Source organism: Pseudomyxococcus flavus, from assembly GCF_050038885.1.
Taxonomy (GTDB): domain Bacteria; phylum Myxococcota; class Myxococcia; order Myxococcales; family Myxococcaceae; genus Myxococcus; species Myxococcus flavus.
The window spans coordinates 2,743,668-2,763,822 of sequence record NZ_CP143624.1 but is presented as its reverse complement, the minus strand read 5'-3'; the positions used below and the strand labels follow the sequence as shown (position 1 = coordinate 2,763,822).

16 protein-coding genes are annotated in these 20,155 nt (G+C 73.5%); 11 read left to right on the top strand and 5 right to left on the bottom strand.

Annotated elements, in window-relative coordinates; all coding sequences use genetic code 11:
* Positions 1-43 precede the first annotated feature (43 nt).
* From VZL07_RS11660 to VZL07_RS11645, 4 genes are all read right to left on the bottom strand, one after another.
* Positions 44-1,615, bottom strand: a complete 1,572-nt coding sequence (locus VZL07_RS11660) for a hypothetical protein (RefSeq protein ID WP_426755576.1) — start codon at positions 1,613-1,615, stop codon at positions 44-46.
* Between the two features lie 197 nt (positions 1,616-1,812).
* Positions 1,813-2,349 carry a hypothetical protein gene (locus tag VZL07_RS11655; RefSeq protein WP_426755575.1) on the bottom strand — a complete coding sequence of 179 codons (537 nt, stop codon included), beginning with the start codon at positions 2,347-2,349 and terminating at the stop codon, positions 1,813-1,815.
* A 128-nt stretch (positions 2,350-2,477) separates the two neighbouring features.
* Positions 2,478-2,858: a response regulator gene (locus tag VZL07_RS11650; protein WP_426755574.1), complete on the bottom strand. Its 381-nt coding sequence runs from the start codon at positions 2,856-2,858 to the stop codon at positions 2,478-2,480.
* A gap of 200 nt (positions 2,859-3,058) precedes the next feature.
* Entirely contained in the window at positions 3,059-3,508 is a 450-nt protein-coding gene (locus tag VZL07_RS11645) for a Fur family transcriptional regulator (RefSeq protein WP_426755573.1), read from the bottom strand.
* Positions 3,509-3,989: 481 nt separating this feature from the next.
* On the opposite strand from VZL07_RS11645, the gene VZL07_RS11640 reads away from it, so the two are divergent.
* From VZL07_RS11640 to VZL07_RS11590, 11 genes are all read left to right on the top strand, one after another.
* On the top strand, positions 3,990-5,945 hold the full coding sequence (locus tag VZL07_RS11640) for an ATP-binding protein (RefSeq protein WP_426755572.1): 1,956 nt from the start codon (positions 3,990-3,992) through the stop codon (positions 5,943-5,945).
* A gap of 285 nt (positions 5,946-6,230) precedes the next feature.
* On the top strand, positions 6,231-6,608 hold the full coding sequence (locus tag VZL07_RS11635) for a response regulator (protein WP_426755571.1): 378 nt from the start codon (positions 6,231-6,233) through the stop codon (positions 6,606-6,608).
* Complete coding sequence (locus tag VZL07_RS11630; protein WP_426755570.1) at positions 6,605-8,665, top strand: chemotaxis protein CheA; 2,061 nt, start codon at positions 6,605-6,607, stop codon at positions 8,663-8,665. The genes VZL07_RS11635 and VZL07_RS11630 overlap by 4 nt, the downstream gene beginning before the upstream one ends.
* The gene (locus tag VZL07_RS11625; RefSeq protein ID WP_426755569.1) at positions 8,662-9,108 is read left to right on the top strand and encodes a chemotaxis protein CheW; all 447 of its coding nucleotides are present in this window, start codon (positions 8,662-8,664) and stop codon (positions 9,106-9,108) included. The genes VZL07_RS11630 and VZL07_RS11625 overlap by 4 nt, the downstream gene beginning before the upstream one ends.
* Complete coding sequence (locus VZL07_RS11620) at positions 9,089-11,644, top strand: methyl-accepting chemotaxis protein (RefSeq protein WP_426755568.1); 2,556 nt, start codon at positions 9,089-9,091, stop codon at positions 11,642-11,644. Before VZL07_RS11625 ends, VZL07_RS11620 begins: the two co-directional genes overlap by 20 nt.
* Positions 11,641-14,007 carry a HEAT repeat domain-containing protein gene (locus VZL07_RS11615; RefSeq protein WP_426755567.1) on the top strand — a complete coding sequence of 789 codons (2,367 nt, stop codon included), beginning with the start codon at positions 11,641-11,643 and terminating at the stop codon, positions 14,005-14,007. Before VZL07_RS11620 ends, VZL07_RS11615 begins: the two co-directional genes overlap by 4 nt.
* 9 nt (positions 14,008-14,016) lie before the next feature.
* The gene (locus tag VZL07_RS11610) at positions 14,017-14,838 is read left to right on the top strand and encodes a CheR family methyltransferase (RefSeq protein ID WP_426755566.1); all 822 of its coding nucleotides are present in this window, start codon (positions 14,017-14,019) and stop codon (positions 14,836-14,838) included.
* Entirely contained in the window at positions 14,835-15,881 is a 1,047-nt protein-coding gene (gene cheB / locus VZL07_RS11605; RefSeq protein ID WP_426755565.1) for a chemotaxis-specific protein-glutamate methyltransferase CheB, read from the top strand. The genes VZL07_RS11610 and cheB overlap by 4 nt, the downstream gene beginning before the upstream one ends.
* A 68-nt stretch (positions 15,882-15,949) precedes the next feature.
* On the top strand, positions 15,950-16,915 hold the full coding sequence (locus VZL07_RS11600) for a fatty acid desaturase family protein (protein ID WP_426755564.1): 966 nt from the start codon (positions 15,950-15,952) through the stop codon (positions 16,913-16,915).
* A 189-nt stretch (positions 16,916-17,104) separates the two neighbouring features.
* Positions 17,105-18,220, top strand: a complete 1,116-nt coding sequence (locus VZL07_RS11595; RefSeq protein WP_426755563.1) for a PilZ domain-containing protein — start codon at positions 17,105-17,107, stop codon at positions 18,218-18,220.
* Complete coding sequence (locus VZL07_RS11590; RefSeq protein WP_426755562.1) at positions 18,217-18,603, top strand: response regulator; 387 nt, start codon at positions 18,217-18,219, stop codon at positions 18,601-18,603. Before VZL07_RS11595 ends, VZL07_RS11590 begins: the two co-directional genes overlap by 4 nt.
* Here the strand turns inward: VZL07_RS11590 and VZL07_RS11585 are convergent.
* Positions 18,600-20,105, bottom strand: coding sequence for a PAS domain-containing sensor histidine kinase (locus VZL07_RS11585; RefSeq protein WP_426755561.1), 1,506 nt, complete (start codon positions 20,103-20,105; stop codon positions 18,600-18,602). The genes VZL07_RS11590 and VZL07_RS11585 overlap by 4 nt on opposite strands.
* Positions 20,106-20,155: the final 50 nt, after the last annotated feature.

The window sequence follows — 20,155 nt, the reverse complement described above, 5'->3', positions numbered from 1 at the left end:
CCAGCGCGATGCCTGGCACCCCGGGGCCACGTCCGGCACGGGCTCAGTGGCCGCGGAGGACGGTGAGGCCGCGGTCGGTGAGCACATAGAGCGCCGCCGGCGTCACCCGCGGGTCGTAGATGAGCTGCTTCACCTTCGAGCCGCTCACGTCCGTCACCTTCTCCAGCGCCTTCTGCGGCGTGAGGCGCCACAGGCCCCCCTTGTTCGTGCCGATGAAGAGCGAGCCGTCACCCGTGGCCGCGAGCGCGTTGATGTTCTGGAGCGCCGCGCGCTGCTCGGCGTTCGCGCCCGTCACCTGGGTGCCCGTCTGGGCCTGATTGGACGGCCAGACGATGGTCATCTCCCACAGGCCGAGGTCCGCGCTGCCCAGGTAGTAGCGGCCATCCGTCGTCTGCTGGAAGCCGCGCCAGGAGTCGTACTCGGCGAGGCTGTTGACCTGGGGCAGATAGGAGGACTCCACCTTCATCCGGTTGACGTTCTTGTCCATGTTGTCCCAGTCCCCCAGCCGGGCCGTGGGCGTGACGATGCCGAAGGTCCACTGGTTGGCGATGAGGACGTCCCCGTCCTGGGCGATGCCGAGCCCGTAGGTGTAGCCCGCCTTCTGGCTGCCGTTCTCGTCGTGCCAGATGGGGTGACGGTGGGAGTTGTACTCGAGCCCCCGGATGCGGGTGACGCCGTGGTTGGTGCCCACGTAGACGTCGCCCTGGTCACGGCCGTGCAGCACCGTCACGCAGCTGAGGATGCTGCGGTCCTCGTCGAAGTGGTGGTCGTTGCTGTTCCGGATGCCGAGGTTGCGCACATCGGCCAGCTCGCGGGGCCCCGTCTGCACGCGGGGCTGGCCGTTCTCGTCCACCGTGTTGCGGATGGACTGGTGCAGGTGCTCCTCGAGGACAATCTCCCCGCGCTCGTTCAGGCGCACCACGTCCACGTCGCCCTGCTTGTAGTAGTCGAGCCGGCGGCGGCTGTACGGGTAGCACGGCCGCCGCGGGTCCGGCTGGTAGCACTCGTCGGGGCTGACGATGTAGTTGGGTTGGAGGCCCTCGAACTCCGGGTCCTCGCGCAGGTCGGGCGTCGCGTAGCCCACGTAGGCGCGGCCCGCGCTGCCACCGCAGATGACGGTGGAGCCGGTGGCCGCCCGGTCCGGGCCGAAGCCATCCCTGGCCTGGCCAATGGGCGAGCGCGTCCAGACGAGCGCTTGCGTGTCCGCGCGCAGCACGCCAATCCGGTCTCCGTCGAGCAGCCAGATGTTGTGCGCGGCGTCCACGCCCACCGCTTGCGCCCGGTCGATGTTGTACCGGGCCGAGTAGTCCATCACCGCGTCCGTCGGCCACGGGCCCGCCGTGGGGCCGCTGCCACCGTCCGGCTCCGGGTCGGTGCCCGCATCCGGCTCCGGGCCGGTGCCCGCATCCGGCTCCGGGTCGGTGCCCGCATCCGGCTCCGGGCCCGCGTCCGTCCCTCCGTCCGGCCGGGTGCCCGCATCCGGCTGCGCGACCGGTGGATGGTCGTCGATGCTGCCATCCACCGCCGGGGGCGAGGAGGGCTCGCTCGAGCCACCACATGCCCACGCTGTGACCACCACTGCCCCAAGACACCCGCCCAACAGTCGTCGAATCACCGCTTCCTCCTCCCCGGGGCGGACAGCAAATCGCATACCGACGCGGAGACGCCTGGCCGCAGGGGAAACGCGGGTCAATGTGGGCAAACCCTTTCCTCGCGAGAGGAAGCCGCGTGCACCGCGATGCGCAAAACAGACGGGCCCGCCTCCAGGAGGAAGCGGGCCCGGGGTGAAGCGCTTGCGTTCGGGCGCGAGGCCTACCGCGAGGGCGTGCCGTCCAGCTCCTTGTCGACGGACTGATGCCCCTGCGTGCCCGCGCCGCCGGTGCCCTGCTGCTGCTTCTGGGTGCCCTTGGGGCTGGTGGCGCGCAGCTCCACCGCGACGGAGTCATCCCCCTCGAGCTGGAAGCGGGCGCGCACCGTGGCGCCCTCTGGAATCTGGTCCGCCTTCGAGATTTTCTGGCCATCCAGCATCAGCACCGTCTCTTTGCGCACGTCGAGCTCCGCGTCGGGAAGCCCCGGACGGGAGAGGTTGACGCTGTCGTCGTCGGCGTCCTTCAGGGTGCCTTGCAGGCTCAGGGCCTTGTCCAGCTTGAAGGTGCCCTCCTTCGTCGTCCCGCCGCCCGTCACGTCCCTGGCGGCCTTGCCGATGGCGGGCCCCACCTCGGTGGCGTCGACGCCGGTGCTCTTCTCCGTGCCAGGGCGGGGCACCTGCGTCTTCGACGGCTGCTCCTGCTGCTGCGCGAACGCGGCGCTTCCCACGCACAGGGCCAGTGTGGCGATGAGCTTCTTCATGATTCCTCTCCCCCAGGTCAAGTGACTGACTGCTGGAGGCAAGGGTGGGGTCGGCTCCTGCGGTCGCCAATCCACGCCAGGGGCTCCGCGGCGCGCTGACTGCCGGACAGGCGGGCGGACGCCCCGCGTCAGTTGGGCAGGTGGCTGAGCCGCTTCACGGCGGTGAGCAGCTCGCGCAGGTCCAGGGGCTTGCGCAGCCAACCCGCGACGCCCAGCCCTTCCGCGGCGCCCTTCACGTCCAGGTCCGCGCTGGCCACCAGCACGGGGATGCGGTTGAGGCTCGTGTCCTGGCGCAGCGCCTCGCGGAAGGCGAAGCCGTCCATGCGCGGCATCATCAGGTCGAGCAGGATGAGGTCCGGCATGGACTCCACCTGGCGGAGCTGCGCGAGGGCTTCCAGCCCATCCGCGGCGAGGAGGACCGCGTAGCCTTCCAGCTCGAACACATCCTGGAGCGCGTCTCGGATGTCCAGGTCGTCGTCGACGACCAGCAGTGTCTGAAGCGGTTGCACCGAAGCCTCCGGCGTCCCGGGGGCATGTTCCCTCGCGACGCCGAACCCACGATGTGTCCGCTCCCACGAAGGCGGAAGCGCGGGGCCGCCCTGGGGGCGGGCAAATGCTCAACCCCCGACGCATGCCCGGCCGCCCACCGATCGGCGGCCGTGGAGGTGGCTCCAGCGCGGCCCGCTGGGGGCCGGCGCGGGCCGTTCCTTCAGTTGCAGCCGTCGCAGAGGCCGCGGAGCTGCACCTCCACCGCGCGCTGCGACACCGCGCGGGGCACGCCCTTCGAGGACGCGATGCGGACCGACTCCTCGGGCAGGCAGGCCACCGTGCCACAGTCGGTGCAGGTGAAGTGCGGGTGGTTGCCGCCGTGCTCCTCACCGGCGCGCTTCAGCTCGAAGCGCCAGACGTGGTCGCCCAGGTCCGCGCGCACCACCAGGCCCGCCTCGGTGAGGTCCGTGAGGTTGCGGTAGATGGTCACCCGGTCGTAGCCCTCGTCACCCAGCGCGTCCACCAGGTCGGCGTGGCTCATTGGCGACGTGGCGTCCTCCAGCTCCCGCAGCACCGCCACACGCGGCGCGGTGCTGCGCAGGCCTGCCGCGCGAATCCGGTCCTGGAACTCAGCGAGCTTCGGCTGCACGGAACTTCTCTTTGCTCCCATGATGCCCTTTCGCATAACCGATCTAGCGGTCACTTTCACCCAGCTGAGACCTGGAGCGTTGGGACTCTACGCTCCGCGTGGCTCATCCCAGCGGGTCTCCCCCGACTCCCCGCGCACGTTTCGGTAGCGACTTGTATCTGTATCCAATGCAATCTGGATGCAAAAGAATCGCTGTTGACAACTGAGGTGTGAGTCTGCGCGGCATGTCGCTGGGGATGACCTCGTGGGTGGCGGGCTGGCCACAAGCATGCCCCTGCATGCCCGGGTGCGTCTGCTGACGGGATACCGCTGCCTCGCCGGATGCATCCGTCACGCAGATGCGTTCCGTGAGGGGCGGCGGGCCGACCGGAGGTCATTTGCACCGGCGAACACTTGCGTTTGGACTGCTTGACTCGGTGCGTCCGGTGCCCAGACTGCGACCCTTTCCTTCATCCAGGGCGTCCCGACGTCCTGGCCGCACGCCCGCCTTCGACCCGTCGTGATGACGCCCTCCCTCCTGCTCATCGAAGACCCCGGCGCCTCGCGGGAGCTCCAGGTCCTCGCGCTGGAGAGTCAGGGCTGGAGAGTCTGGGTTTCACCGGATGTGCCAGGCGCCCTGGCGCTGCTCCAGGCGCAGCCGGTGCTGCTGGTGGTGGCCGCCGCGGGGGCGCTGGTGGCGGACGGGACGCACCTGGACGCGCTGGGCCGCGGCCTGGCGGAGGCGGGAGCCCTGCTCCAGGTCAGTGCCTTCCCCGCGGAAAGGGAGGCGCTGCGCCCGCTCGGCCTCCCGGTGGAGCGGTACCTGGGCCGGCCCCTGACGCTGGGGGCGCTGGTGGAGGCGGCGCGGCAGGTCCTGCCCGGGGAGGCGGGGCCGGAAGTGAGGCGGCCCCGGGTGCTGGTGGCGGACGACGACCCCGTCTCCCGGAAGCTGGCGCAGCTGTACCTGGCGCCCTTCCGCTTCGAGGTGGCGCTGGCGGCGGATGGGCGCACGGCGCTGGACCTGGCCCGGCGCCGGGGCCCGGACGTGGTGCTGGCGGATGCGCTCATGCCGGGGATGGACGGCTTCAAGCTGTGCCTGGAGCTGCGGCAGGACCCGCGGCTGGCCCGGGTGCCCGTCATCCTCACGCACACGGTGGCCCCGGACGAGCTGGACCTGCGCATGGCCCACAACGTGGGGGCCAATGGCTTCGTGCGCCGGACGCAGGACGGCGACGAGCTGGTGGGCGCGCTCCTGCGCGAGCTGCGCGCCGGGGGCCCCGCGTACACCCCGCCCCCCGTGGACCTGAGCACCGAGGACCACCTGTACCGGATGGTGCGGCAGCTCGAGCGGCGGGTCGGCCTGCTGGAGCAGGCCGAGCGCGCCACGCGCGAGAGCGAGGCACGCTACCGGCTGGTGGTGAGCGGCTCCTACGACGGCATCTGGGACTGGGATTTGCGCGGCCAGGCCTTCTACTGGAGCCCGCCGCTGCTGGAGATGCTGGGGCTGGAGTCCTTCGGCGGCACCTTCTCCGCCTTCCTGGAGCTGATCCACCCGGAGGACCGGCCGGACGTGATGACGGCGCTGTCCGCGCACCTGGAGCGGGGCGAGCCCTACGACGTGTCCCTGCGGCTGCGGCACGCCACGGGGACGTGGCGCTCGTGTGTGAGCCGGGGCAAGGCGCTGCGGGACGCGCAGGGCCGGCCGGTGCGGATGGCCGGCATCATCGGCGACGTGACGGAGCAGCTGCGGCTGTACCGCGAGACGCAGGAGGCGGTGCGCGCGCGGGACGACTTCCTCAGCGTCGCGGCCCATGAGCTGCGCACCCCGCTGGCCGCGCTGCGGCTGCGGGTGCAGGGCGCCCAGGGCGTGCTGCGCTCGGGGTTGAAGGCCGGGCCCCAGCGGCTGGAGCGCGCGCTGGAGGCGGCGGACCGGCAGGTGCAGCGCCTGTCGGACCTGGTGGAGTCCCTGCTGGACGTGTCCCAGCTCCAGGGCGGCGCGCCGCGCCTGCACCTGGAGGAGGTGGACCTGGCGACGGTGGTGCGCGAGGCGGTGTCGCGCTCCGAGGAGGCGGCCGCGCGCGCGGGCTGCCTGCTGGTGCTGAGCCCGCTGGAGCCCACGCCCGGCCGGTGGGACGCCGCTCGGCTGTCCCAGGTGATGACGCACCTGTTGTCCAACGCGATGAAGTTCGGGCCCGGCAAGCCGGTGGAGGTGGCGCTGGAGTCCCAGCCGGACGTGGCGACGCTGATGGTGAAGGACCACGGCATCGGCATCGCGCCCGGCCGGCTGGAGAGCCTCTTCCGCCGCTTCGAGCGCGCCGTGCCGGTGCGCCACTACGGCGGCCTGGGCCTGGGGCTGTACCGGCTGCGCCGCATCGTGGAGGCGCACGGAGGCGGAGTCTCGGTGGACAGCGTCCCCGGCGAGGGCGCGACGTTCCGCGTCCGGCTCCCGCGCGAGGGGCCGCCCGCGGCGCGGGACTGATGGATGGGACGCATGGCTTCGCGTGAGCGACCTCGACCTTCTCGAGAAGGGGCCTTGGCCACTGCCCACCCGGCAGGCGAGGCAGGCACCGCGTGGCGGGAGGAAGAAGGGCCGGTACCCGGGAGCCGCACCACAGGCGCATCCTCCTGACACCTGGCGTTCCAGCCTGGAGCCCTCATGGCGGAGGACTGTCAGCCAGTGGGCGCTGTAGCAGCCGCATGTACGGCCATGTCTTTCAAGTTCGAGGAATCGCTCTAGGTTCGGTGGCCGTTTCCAGGGGAAGCCATGGCAGAGGTGCTCGTCGTCGATGACAGCAAGGTGATGCGCGACATGGTGGTCGCGTGCCTGCGCCCCTATCCGGGGCTTACCTTCACGCATGCCTCCAGCGGCTTGGAGGCCATCGAGCGGTTGTCGCTGCAGCCGTATGACCTGCTGGTCCTCGACCTGAACATGCCGGACATCGGCGGCATCGAGGTGGTGGAGTTCGTGCGGGGGCAGGACCGGCTGCGCGAGCTGCCCATCATCATCGTCACCACGCGTGGGGACGAGGCCTCGCGGGCCCGGGCCCTGGCCGCGGGGGCCAGCCGCTTCATGACGAAGCCCTTCACGCCGGACGCCATCCTCGCGGAGGTGCGTGGGCTGCTGGAGGGGAGGCGCGCTTGAGCGCCTCGGTGGACCTCGCGGATTTCCTGCCCGCCTACCTCGCGGAAGCGGAGGAGTTGCTGGGGACGGCGCAGCGCCAGCTGCTGGCGATGGAGGCGAGCATCCGGCGGGGGCTCGCGCACCCGCGCGCCGTGCGCGAGCTCTTCCGGGCGGTGCACACCATCAAGGGCCTGTCCGCCATGGTGGACGTGGAGCCCATCGTCGACATCGCCCACTGGATGGAGACGTGTCTGCGCCACGCGGACCGCGCCGGAGGGCGGCTGTCCGAGGCCAGCGTGGAGCCGCTGCTGGAGGGCCTGCGCGAAATCGAGCAGCGCGTGCGGCAGCTCGCCGCGGGCAAGCCGGCGGCGTCCGTGTCCGCGGCGCTGCTCTCGCGGCTGGAGGCGCTGGAGCTCGAGGGCGCTCCAGGCGCGGGGGGCACGAAGGGTGGGGCCGCCGCGCTGGCGCTGGAGGAGTCCGTTGCCTCCCGGCTCTCCGCGGCCGAGCGGGAGCAGCTCGCCGCGGGCGCCACCGGAGGCCGCCGGGCGGTGCGGCTGGACTTCATTCCGGGCGCGGACCGGGCCGCCAGCGGCCTCACCATCAACAGCGTGCGCGAGCGCGTGGCGGCGCTGGGCGAGACGGTGAAGGTGCTGCCGCTGTCCGGCCCCACCGCGGGCGGCGGCTCGCTCACCTTCGTGCTGTTGCTGCTGACGGAGGCCCCGGACGCGGCCTTGCTGGAGGCCGCTGGCGGGCCTCCCGCCTCGGTGCGTCCGCTCCTCGCCGCGCCCGCGGAGGCGCCCGCCCTGGGGCCTGCGGTGCAGGAGCTGCCGGCGGAGGAGGAGCTCGAGGAGGCCCGGCGCGGGAGCGGCACGCTGCGGGTGGAGGTGTCCCGGCTGGACGAGGCGCTGGAGCGGCTGGCCGCGCTCGTCGTCAACCGCTCGCGGCTGTCCCGCGCGGTGGCGGCGCTGACGGCGGCGGGGGCGCCGACGCGCGAGCTCACCGCCATCCTCCAGGAGAACGCGCGCCAGCTTCGCGACATGCGCGCCGCCATCCTGCGCCTGCGCATGGTGCGGGTGGGCGACGTCCTGGAGCGGCTGCCGCTGCTGGTGCGGGGCCTGCGCCGCAGCACGGGCAAGTCGGTGCGGCTGGAGCTGGACGTGGGAGACGCCGAGCTGGACAAGGCCGTGGCGGACCGGCTGCTGCCCGCGCTGGTGCACCTGGTGCGCAACGCGGTGGACCATGCGCTGGAGCTGCCCGAGGCGCGCCGCGCCGCCGGCAAGCCCGATGAAGGCGTGGTGCGCGTGGCGAGCCATGGCCGCGCGGGAGGGCTGCTGGACCTCACCGTGTCGGATGACGGGCGCGGCGTGGATGCCCAGGCCGTGGCCGCGCGGGCGAAGGTGCCGGTGCCCCAGACGCCGGACGCGCTGCTGGAGGTGCTCTGCCGCCCCGGCTTCTCCACCCGGGACGCCGCCAACGCGACGAGCGGCCGGGGCATGGGCATGGACATCGTCCGCCGCATCGTCGTGGAGCAGCTGGGGGGCGAGCTGGCCCTGGAGACGCGCCCCGGCGCGGGCACCACCTTCCGGCTCCGCGTGCCCCTCACGATTACGCTGCTGGACGCGCTCGTCTTCGAGTGCGCGGGCCTGCGCTACGCCGTCGCGGTGGGCTCGGTGGAGGAGCTCATCGAGGTGGACGGCGCGCGGCTGGCGCGGCCCGCGGGCGCCGGGGGCCTGTGCCTGCTGGAGCGCCGGGGCAGCGCGGTGCCGCTGGTGTCGCTGGCGCGGCTGCTGGGGCTGGGCGCCGCGGCGGGGACGCAGGACATGGGGGCCAAGGCGCTCATCGTGCGCCAGCGCGGCGAGCTCGTCGCCTTCGGCGTGGACCGGCTGGTGGGGCAGCAGGAAATCGTCCTGCGGCCGCTGGAGGACCCGCTGGTGCGCGTGCCCGGCGTGGTGGGGGCCACCGACCTGGGGGATGGCCGGCCCACGCTGGTCCTGGACCTGGCCTCGCTCGGCCTCGCGCGCGGCGGCAAGTCGGCCCGGCGCGAGGTCTCCTCTCGGGAGGAGGGGCGCCTGGCATGAGCGTGCTGCACGTGGTGTTCAAGGTGGATGGGGCCGAGTACGTGCTGCCCGCGGCGGACGTGCTCCAGATGGAGTCCTTCACGGGCGCCACGCCCGTGCCCGGGGCCGCGCCGCACGTGGCGGGGCTGGTGCAGGTGCGCGGGCGCGTCATCCCGGTGGTGGATGCGCGCGCGCGCTTCGGCCTGCCGCCGGTGGAGCGTTCGCTGGACTCCCGGGTCGTCGTGGCCCAGCTGGGCGACCGCGTCGTGGGCCTGCTGGTGGACAGCGCCCGCGAGGTGCTGAAGCTGGAGCCCCAGCAGTTGAGACCGCCCCCTCCGCTGGTCGTGGAGGGAGCGCACGGCTTCGTGAAGGCCGTGGCCCAGGTGGGGCCCCGGCTGGTGATGCTCATCGATTTCCCTCGGGTCATCGGGGAGGAGACGTTGGATGGCGACGGACAGCGGTAACGCAGGGGTGGCGCTGGAGGAGGCGCGCGCGCTGGCCGAGGACGTGGGGAACAGCGTCCAGGAGAGCGTGGGGCTGGTGCAGGCGGTCGAGGGGCTCGCGGCGCGGCTGGCGGCGGGAGGCAACGAGCAGGCCGCCGCGTCCGAACAGGTGCGGACCGCCATCGAGTCCGTCGCGGCGCACGTGGAGGAGACGGGCCAGTCCGTCCAGGAGCTCGTGCGCTCGCAGCGCACGGTGAGCGACTCGGCGCGGGCCTTGACCCAGGAGGCCGAGGCCACCGCGGGCACCCTGCAGGAGGTCAGCGCCTCGGTGACCAGCGTGCGCAAGGACGCCGCGCACCTGGCCGCCTCGTCCGACGCCACGGCCGCGACGCTGGAGGAGGTGTCCCGCTCGGTGAAGGGCGTGAGCGCCAACGCGGAGGAGCTGGCCGCGTCCAGCGAGGAGCTGCTGGCCTCGATGACGGAGATGAACGCCACCGTGGCGGACCTGGTCGCGCGCAACCAGGCCAGCGCCGCCGCCACGGAGCAGGTCGCCGCCACCGCCGAGGAGATGGCCAAGGGCATCGCCCGGCTCGCCACCGACTCGCAGGGGGTGGGCGACCGGGTGACGCAGGTGACGCAGGCGGTGACGGGCCTGGTCCGCTCGCTGGGCGAGGTGGCCCGGGACGCCGCCACCATGTCGTCCAGCGTGGAGGAGACGGCCTCCACCGTGGAGGAGGTGGCGCGCAGCGTGCGGGGCGTGGCGGAGAACGCCCGGGCGCTGGAGGCCCACTCCGCGTCCACCGCGTCCACCGTGGAGGAGGTGGCCGCCAGCGTGGAGGAGGTGGCCGCGACGGCGGAGAAGAACGCGGCGACGGTGGACGCCAACGCGGCCACCATCGAGCAGCTCGCCCGCTCCGCGCAGGCGGTGGCGAAGGCCGCCGAGCAAATCAACACCCTGGCCACGGGCAGCGCCAGCGCCTCGGCGCAGCTGGAGTCGTCCACGCGGCGGGTGGCGCAGATGATGGAGGAGGCGCGCGCCACCGCCGAGCGCGTGGGCACCACGGCGCGCGAGGGCGGCGCCACGGTGACGCGCTCCATCGCGGGGTTCGGCCGCGTCCGCGCCACCATCGTCGAGTCCGCCGGGGTGATGAAGGAGATGGGCCGGCGCGCCGAGGAGATTGGCGACATCGTCCAGACCATCAACCTCATCGCGGACCGGACCAACCTGCTGTCGCTCAACGCCAGCATCGAGGCGGCGCGCGCGGGTGAGCACGGCCGGGGCTTCGCGGTGGTGGCGGAGGAGATTCGCGCGCTGGCGGACCGCGCGGCCGCGGCCAGCGCGGACGTGGCGAAAATCGTCCGGGGCCTGCAGACCACCGCGCGCGAGGCGGCCGCCGCCACCGGCGAGGGCGTGCGGGCCGCGGACGAGGGCGCGGCGCTGGCCGGTGATGCCGAGCGCGCGCTGAACACCATCCTCAAGGGCGTGGAGGACCTGGGGCACAACGTCCGTGAGGTGTCGCGCGCCTCGGGCGAGCAGGTGCAGGCCACGCAGGCGCTCGTCCAGGGCACGGCGAAGGTGAGCGAGCAGGGGCGGGCCATCGCCGCGTCCGCGGCGGAGCAGGCGCAGGCGGCCCAGTCCCTGGCCCAGGGCGGCGCGGAGATGCGGCGCATGGCGCGGCAGACGACCCAGGCCACCGCGGAGCAGGCCCGCGCGCTGCGCGACATGGTTCGCTCCAACGGCCAGCTCGCGGAGGTGGCGCAGAAGGTCGCGCGGGCCGTGCAGGAACAGGTGGCGGCCACGGCGGACCTGGCCAAGGGCGCCTCCCAGATGCGTCAGCTCGTCCAGGGGGTGAGCGCGGCGGTGGCGGGGCAGAGCCGCGACATCGCGGGCGTGGGGACGCTGGCGCAGGAGGCGGCGGCCTCCACCCAACGCATCCTGGTGGGGCTGGCCGAGCAGGCCACCGCGTCCCAGGAGGTGACGCGGGCCATGGAGGAGACGCGCAAGCAGGTGGCCCAGTCCGCGCGCGGCATGACGGAGCAGGCCCGGGCCCTCAAGCAGAGCGAGGTGGCCAGCCGCCAGGTGGCGAAGCTGGCCGCGTCGGTGACGCGCGCCACCGAGGAGCAGGTGAAGGCCCTGGGCGCGCTGGTGCGGGGCGCGGACGAGGTGCGGCGCGTGGCGAAGCAGACGTCGCGCGCGCTGGACGAGCAGACCGAGGCGCTCACCGCGCTTTCGGGCTCCGCCAACCGCCAGGCCACGGGCGTGGCGGTGATGGCCCGCGCCAGCACGGAGGCCACCACGGTGATGGAGGGGCTGGCCAGGGGCGTGGAGGAGATACGCCTCCGGGCCCGTGACATCGCCACCGCCAGCGCGCAGCAGGCGCGGACGGCCGTCGCCACCGCCACCGAAGTCGGCGAGGTGGCTGGCCGGCTCGCCCAGCTCACGCGGCTGCAGGGCTTGCAGGCGGAGAGCCTGACGCGGCTGCGCGGCGCCCTGGGGGGCGCGCGTGACAACGCAGAGGCGGGGGCCGCGCAGGACCCGAAGGAGCAGCGGGCATGACGGCGGCGTCCTCGACGCGGGCGCATCCGCTGACGTTGTCGGCGGAGGACCGCTCCCAGGTGGATGAGGTGGAGCAGCTCGCCCGGCGGGGCGCCTCCAGCCTCGCGCTGCTGGTGGGCGGCCTGGACGCCCAGAGCTGGGCGGTGCGTCGCGCCGTGGTCGGTGCCCTGGCGAAGCTGGGGACGCCGGCGGTGGCGCCGCTGCGCGACATCCTGGTCCACCGCCGCGACAGCGAGGCGCGCCTGGCCGCCGCGGTGGAGGCGCTGGTGGCCTCCACCGGGGACGTGGAGAGCGCCCTGGAGCCGCTGGCGGACGACGCGAACCCCGCCGTCGTCTGTGACGCGGCCCAGGTGCTGGGCCGGCGCCGCAGCCGGCGCTCGGTGCCGCTGCTGGCGCGGCTCACCGTCCACCCGGACGACAACGTGGCCGTGGCGGCCATCGAGTCGCTGGGCCGCGTGGGCGGCGGCGCGGCCGTGGACGCGCTGCTGACGGCGCTGGGCAGCGGGAACTTCTTCCGCATCTTCCCCGCCATCGACGTGCTGGGGCGGTGTGGGGACCCGGTGGTGGTGCCCGCGCTGCTGGGCCTGCTGGCGGACCCCTTCTACACCCTGGAGGTGGCGCGCGCGCTGGGGCGCACCGGCCAGGAGGCCGCCGTGCCCTCGCTGGTGGGGCTCTTGCGCAAGGGCAACGACGCCGTGGTGCGGGCAGCGGCGGTGGCGGTGGTGGACATCCACGAGGCGCAGGTGCAGCGCTTCGGCGGCTCGCGCACCGTGCAGACCGCGGTGCGGGGGCCGGAGTCGGCCGCGCTGGGACGGCGGCTGTCGCAGTGCGTGCCGGGCGCGGACACGACGGAGAAGACGGCCCTCTCGCGCCTGCTCGGGTGGGTGGGGGGACAGGACGCCGCGTCCGGCCTGCTGAAGCTGCTGGACGGGCCGGACCCGTCGGTGGCGCGGGCGGCGGCCAACGCGCTGGCGGAGCTGGGCGCGGACGCCGACGCGCAGATTCTCCAGGCGCTGCGCGAGGGCGACAGCGCCCGGCGGCGCGTGCTGCTGCCGCTGGTGGGACGCCGGGCCGCGGCGGTGCCGGACGTCATGTCGTGCCTGGAGGACCGGGACGCGGCGGTGCGCGCGCTGGCGGCGGACACGCTGTCCCGCATTGGCAGCGCGGCCGCGGTGCCCGCCCTCTTCGAGCGGCTGGTGGACGAGGACCTGCGCGTGGTGCAGGCCGCGGTGGGGGCCATCCAGTCCCTGGGCAGCGACACCACGGAGAAGCTGGCGCTGCAGGCGGCCCGGTCGCCGGACCCGCGCCTGCGCCGCGCGGCGCTGCGCATCATCTCCTACTTCGGCTATCCCAAGGGGCTGGACGTGCTGCTGCAGGCCATGAGGGACCCGGATGAGCGCCTGCGCGACGCGGCCATCTACGGCCTGCCCTTCATCGAGGACCCGCGCGCGGTGGACGCGCTGCTGACGGCCGCCTCCCACGAGTCCGAGCGCACACGCGCGGCGGCCATGCGCGCCCTGGGGCAGACGGAGAAGGAGGCCCGCATCACCTCCGCGTTGCTGCGGGGCCTCAACGACCGCGACCCGTGGGTGCGCTACTACGCCTGCCAGGCGCTGGGGAAGCTGAACGAGGAGGCCGCCGCGGACGCCATCGTCGCGCTCGCGGACGACGCCGCGGGCCAGGTGCGCGTGGCGGTGGTGGACGCGCTGGCGCACATGCACACGGAGAGCGCGATGGCGGCGCTCCAGCGCGCGGCGTCCAGCGCGGACGCGGACGTGCGCCGCGCCGCCCTGCTGGGCCTGGGCGTGGGCCGCCGCCCGGACGCGCTGCCCGTGCTGCTGGAGGCGGCGAAGTCCGAGGACGCGGCCACGCGGCTCGTCGCGCTGTCGGCGGTGGCGGAATACGACGCGCCGGAGACGCTGCCCGCGCTGCTGCACGCCGCCGGTGACGGGGACGACAGCGTGCGCAGCGCCGCGGTGGGCTTCATCGCCACGCGTCCCGGCGTGCCGGCCACGCAGGCGCTGGTGTCGCTGCTGGGGGACATGACGCTGCGCGAGCGGGTGGTGAGCGCGCTGGCCCTGCCCCTGGAGGGACGGCTGCCGGGGCTGCTCGCCGCGCTGGAGGCGGCGGACGAGGTCACCGCGCCGCTGCTGGTGGCGGCGCTGGCGCGCATGCGCCGCTCGGACGCGCGCGCCGCGCTGCTGCAGCTCCTGGGGTCGGCCAGCCCCGCGGGCCGCCGCGCCGCCGTGCCCGCCGTGGCGGCGCTGGGCACCGTGGAGGCCCGGGAGGCGCTGGAGCGGGCCTCGGTGCAGGACGAGGACCCCGAGGTCCGGCGGGCCTGCCGACTCGCGCTGAGCCGCTGACGTCCCGCCATGCTCTCTCTGCCCATGTCTCCCCAGGTGTTTGCCATCCTGGCCGCGCTCATCGAGCAGCGCGCCGGGCTGCACTACGCCCCCGAGGACCGGGAGTTGCTCGCCGACAAGGTCGTGCCCCGCGCGCTGGACGCGGGCTTCGACTCGCTGCTCGACTACTACTACTTCCTCCGCTACGACCCGGCGGGGCCGGAGGCCCTGGACGCGCTGGTGGACTCGCTGCTGGTCCACGAGACCTACTTCTTCCGGGAGCCGCAGCCCCTGCGGGTGCTGTCCGAGGACGTGCTGGCCCCCGCCGTCCGCGCCGGCCGCAAGCCCCGGGTGTGGTGCGCGGCCTGCTCCACCGGCGAGGAGCCCCTCACGCTGGCGATGATGCTCGCGGAGCTGGGGGTGCTCGAAGGCGTGTCGCTGGTGGCCAGCGACCTGAGCGCCCGCGCGCTGGAGCGGGCCCGCAGCGGCGAGCACAACCTGCGCTCCCTGCGCGCGCTGCCCGCGGGTGTGGAGGGAAGGTGGCTGGAGCTGCGCGAGGGGCGCCCGCGCGTCAGGCAGGAGCTGGTGGATGCGGTGGACTGGCGGCGCGTCAACCTGGTGGACGCGCAGGCCGTGGCCGAGCTGGGCGTCTTCGACGCCATTCTCTGTCGCAACGTCCTTATCTACTTCCAGGACGCCACCGCGCTGAGGGTGGTGGCGTCCCTCACGCGCGCGCTCGTGCCCGGGGGCCACCTGCTGGTGGGCACCTCCGAGTCCCTGATGCGCTTCGGCACCGCGCTCGTCTGCGAGGAGCGGCGCGGCACCTTCTTCTACACCAAGGCGGGGCCATGACGGCGGAGTCTCCCATTCGCGTGCTGGTGGTGGATGACTCCGCCTTCGCCCGCAAGGTGCTGCGGCAGGTGCTCTCCTCCGCGGAGGGCGTGGAGGTGGTGGGCGTCGCGCGCGACGGCCTGGACGCGCTGGAGAAGGTGGCCGAGCTGTCGCCGGACGTGCTCACGCTGGACCTGGTGATGCCGGGCCTGGACGGCCTGGGCGTGCTGCGCGCGCTCGCCTCCAGCGAGTCCGCGCCCCGCGTGGTGGTGGTGAGCATCGCGGGCGAGGAGAGCGAGCTGGCGGTGGCCGCGCTCCAGTCCGGCGCGGTGGAGCTGGTGCACAAGCCCACCGCGCTCGCCACGGAGCGGCTCTACGAGCTGGGAAGCGAGCTGGTGGAGAAGGTCCGCACGGCCGCGCGCGCGGCGGTCCGGGTGGCACCGGAGCCTCCGCCGCCCTCAAACGAGACAGCGCCGGTGGCGCCACGGGACGTGGCCCGGAGCCTGGTGGTGGTGGGCACGTCCACCGGCGGGCCGCAGGCGCTCACCCGGCTGCTGTCGGAGCTGCCCGTGGACTTCCCCGCCCCGGTGGCGCTGGCGCTGCACATCCCCGCTGGCTACACGGAGGCGCTGGCGCGGCGGCTGAACGCGCACTGCGCCCTGGAGGTGCTGGAGGCGGTGGACGGGCTGGAGCTGCGGCCCGGCCGCGTGGTGCTGGCGCGCTCCGGACAGCACCTCAAGGTGGAGCGTCACGGGGCGGTGACGCTCGCGCGTCTGGACCGGAGGCCCGTGCGCACGGCCCACCACCCCAGCGTGGACGTCCTCTTCGAGAGCGCCGCGAAGAGCTGGGGCCCGGACGCGGTGGGGGTGGTGCTCACCGGCATGGGCGACGACGGCGTCGCGGGCGCCCGGGCCATCCGGGAAGCCGGGGGCACCATCCTCACCGAGAGCGAGTCGTCCTGCGTGGTGTACGGCATGCCGCGCGCGGTGCAGGAGGCGGAGTTGGCCACCTCGAGCGCACCGCTGGAGGACATGGTGTCGCTGTTGATGCGCCACGTCCACTGAGCGCCGCCCGGGCTCGAATTGTTGGCGGATGGATGGTGGCCGGGCGCCGAGTAGGTCAGGATGCCGGCATGCTCCGATACGCCGCTGACCGCCGGACGATGCTGTGGTGTCTGGCCATGCCCGTGGTGGCCCTGTCGATGTACGTGGCCCCCGGGTGGATTCCCTATCTCTGCCCACTGGCGTGCTACCTGGCGCTGTCGGCAGGCGTCATCGCCCACAACCACAACCACTGCCCCACCTTCCGGAACCGGAAGCTGAACGAGGCGATGGGCATGTGGCTGTCGCTCTTCTACGGGTACCCCACCTTCGTCTGGATTCCGACGCACAACCTCAACCACCACAAGTTCGTGAACAAGGCGGGCGACGCCACCATCACCTGGCGCTACTCGAAGAAGCACAACTTCCTGGTGGCCTTCCTCTTCCCCTTCGTCTCCACGTACTGGCAGCAGGCGCCGACCCAGGCGTTCATCGACAAGGCCCGCGCGCGCAACCGCCCGCTGTTCCGCCAGATTCTCACCCAGTACGTCGTCTGGGGCGGCACGCACGCGGCGCTGCTGGGGCTGGCCATGGTCCTGCACGGCGTGGTCGGCGGCGCACGCATCTGGGCGCTCGCCTTCCTGGTCCCGGCGCTCTTCTCGCTGTGGACCATCATGTTCTTCAACTACATCCAGCACGTCCACACGGACCCCTGGAGCGAGCACGACCACAGCCGCAGCTTCACCGGCCGCCTCATCAACTTCTTCCTCTTCAACAACGGCCTCCACGCCGTGCACCACGAGATGCCAGGCCTGCACTGGAGCCTGCTGCCCGCGGCGCACGCGAAAGTCGAGTCCGCCATCGACCCAGCCCTCAAGCCGTCGAGCTTCTTCGCCTGGTGCTTCCGCTCGTATGTGGTGGCCCCCTTCCTGCCCCGCTTCGGAACGGCGCAGGTGGGACGCGCGCCCTATGAGCCGCCCTCGGGGGGCGCGCTGGACGTGCGCTTCGGTGACGACCTGCAGGCCGTCGACTCGGGCGTCAACGTCGCCCGCGTCTGAAGCCGCTCCGTGGGGCCGCCAACACCGGCCGCGGCTCCCGTCGGTGCGCTGTGTCCTTTATTTCCCATCTGTCTGCTGAAACTGGCCCTGGGTGATTTCCTACCAGTGACCGTTTCTCATACTTCGAAGTCACGGGAAGCAAAGGGCGGGCGGGCCAGGGGGGGACAAAGGCCACCAGGGAGGCATCGCATGATGAGCGCTCCAGGACGCGTGCGTCCGTCGCCAGGTCCGGTGGAAGCCATGCCGCGGGTGTTGTGCGTGGGGGCCACGAGCGAGTCCTGGCTGGCGCTGTCCCGGGCGCTGCGTCCCCTGCGCTGCGAGGCCCTGCAGGTCCCCTCCCTGGAGGCCGCGTTCCTGGAGGCGCGGCACCTGCGGCCGTCCCTGGTGCTGCTGCATTGGCGGGAGCTGGTGTCCGGCGCGGGGCTGGGGCTGCGCGCGCTGAAGCTGCGGCTGGGCGTGGATGGGCCGCCCGTGGTGCTGGTGGCGGAGGCCGAGACGCCAGCCGACGTCCTCGAGGTGGGGGACGCGGAGGGCGTCGAGGACTGCCTGCAGGCGCCGCTGCGGACGCACGAGCTGCGCGCGCGGCTGGCGGTGCTGGGAGGCGGGGGCTTCCCCATCCGGGCGTCGCGCGACGCCTCGCGCCTGCTGCTGCTGGCGGGCGCCTGTGGGCCGCAGGCCTGGGGCGGACTGGGGGCCCTGCTGGAGGCCTGCGGCTACCGCATTCTCTACAGCGCCACCGTGGGGGGCGCGGCGTCGCGGGTGGTGGAGCATGGCGAGCGGCCCCACCTGGTGCTGCTGTCCCGGGAGCACTCGCTGGGCGCGCTGCGGGGCCTGTCCACCCTGCGCTCGCAGCCGCTGCTGGAGGGGGTGCCGTCGCTCTCGCTGGACGTGGGCGCGCCGGGACGGCCTGGCACGCTGCTGCCCCGCATCCACGCGGTGCTGGGCCGCGAGGCCGCCTCGCTGCGCGTGACGGAGCGGATGCGCTTCTGCTGTCCGGTGACCTTCGCCGAGGTGGGGCCGCGCGGCGCGGAGTGGCGCTCCGGCATGTCCAGTGCCCTGAGCCCCGGCGGCCTCTTCCTCCGCACGCTGGTGCCGGCGAGGTCCGGGACGGCGGTGGAGCTGCACATCCTGCTGCCCACGCTGGGCGAGCGGCTGGAGACGCAAGGCGTGGTGGCCTGGGCCCACCCCTTCGCGCCGCGCCACGGCGCGTCCCACCCCTACGGCATGGGCGTGCGCTTCCTGGGCATGGGGCCGCCGCGCCTCATGCAGCTGCGCCAGCTCTGCCAGGCGGAGGCGCGGCCATGACGGCGCGCGCGCCCGTGCGGCGCAAGAAGGTCCTGCTGGCGGATGACTCGGACACCGTCCTGCTCCTGCAGCGGATGCTGCTGGCGGAGCTGGGCCATGACGCCATCGTCGCGCGGGACGGGCTGGAGGCGCTGGCGCGCGCGGAGCGGGAGCGGCCGGACCTCGTCTTCCTGGACGTGCTGATGCCGCACCTGGACGGACTGGAGGCGTGCCGGATGATGCGCGGACGCGAGCCGACGCGGCGCACGCCCATCATCCTGTGCAGCGCGCGCACCGAGGCGCGCAGCGTGCGGGCGTGCTTCAACAGCGGCTGCAACGACTTCGTGGCCAAGCCCTTCGACGGCGCCGCGCTGGTGGCCCTGCTGCGGCGCTACCTGGACTAGACTTGCCCGCCGCCGAGGGGCGGCACGGCCGGCTTCGCCGGCATGGAGCGGCGCGGCAGCGTCACGGTGAAGGTGGTGCCTTCCGCCTCGTCGGAGCGGACCTCGATGGTGCCGCCGTGCGCCTGGACGATTTCCCGGACGATGAAGAGCCCCAGCCCGTAGCTCATCTTCAGCGTGCGGGACTTCTGGGGGCCGCTGCGGAAGGGCTCGAAGAGGTGGGGCAGCAGGTGGTCCGGGATGGGCCGGCCGGCGTTGTGGACCTCCAGCACCACCCGCGTGCGCAGCCCGCGCGCCGTCAGCCGCACCGGCGTCTCCGGCGGGCTGTACTTGAGCGCGTTCTCCACCAGGTTGGACGTGACTTGCGCCAGCCGGTCCGGGTCCCAGACGCCCTGGGTGTTGCCCTTGTGCTCGACCTGGACGGTGCGCTGGGGGAAGGCCACGCCGAACTCGTGGGCCACCTTGGCCGCCAAGTCCGTCAGGTCCACGGGCCGGGGCTCGATGGCCACGCCGCCCATCAGCCGCGTGCGGGTGAAGTCCAGCAGCAGCCGGGTGAGGCGCTCGATGCGCACCGCCGCGGCGGCGATGCGCTGGCTGGTGCGCTGGGCCTCCTCCTCGGAGCCGCCGGCGGCGAGCACGCGCGACCAGTTCATGATGGCGCCCAGCGGGCTGCGGATGTCATGGGTGACGATGCCCATGAGCTGCTCCTGGAACTCGGAGTGCCGCCGGGCCTCCTCCTCCGCCCACTTGCGCTGGGTGATGTCGCGGCTGATGCCGAACAGGCCGAACACCTTGCCCTCGCCGTCGCGCAGCACGCCCTTGGTGGACAGCCACACGCGCGGGCCGTCCACGCCCGGCTGCGAGTCCTCGTAGGTGACGGTGCGGCCGAAGGCGAACACCTCGCGGTCGTTCGCGGCGTTGGTGCGGGCCACCGCCGGGTCGAACAGCTCGTGGTCGGTGTGCCCCACCACGTCCTCGACGCGGTAGCCAATCGCCTTCGCGCCCGCCGGGTTCATCATGGTGAAGCGGCCATTCACATCCTTCGTGTAGACGGCGTCCGTCGTCCCCTCGAGGATGGCGCGGAACACCTCGTCGTTGCGCCGCAGCGCCTCGCGGGACCTGCGCTCCTCGGTGACGTCGCGGCAGTGCACCAGCAGGCCGCCCTCCACCGGGCGCACGCGCACGTCGAAGCACGCCTCCTGCTCCGGCCAGACGTGCTCGTAGCGGACCTGGGGCTGCTCGGAGACGGGCTGCTCGAAGCACAGGTGGCGGCCCAGCTCCAGCAGCCCGGGGCACGCCAGGCGCACGTCGTCATGGAGCCGCGCGGTGCCGTCCAGCAGCCGGGCCATGTGCGGATTCACGTAGGCGAGGCACCACCGCGCGTCGAGCAGGAAGAAGGCGTCCGGCAGCCCCTCCAGCAACGTCTGGAGCCGCTCGGAGGAGAGCGTCTCGGCGGGAGGCTCGGCCAGAGGACGCTGGCGCTTCTTGGCGGGGGTGGGGGGCATGCCTCTTCGATGTCAGCGGTGGGGAGAGAACCATACTCCGCTCTCCGCCT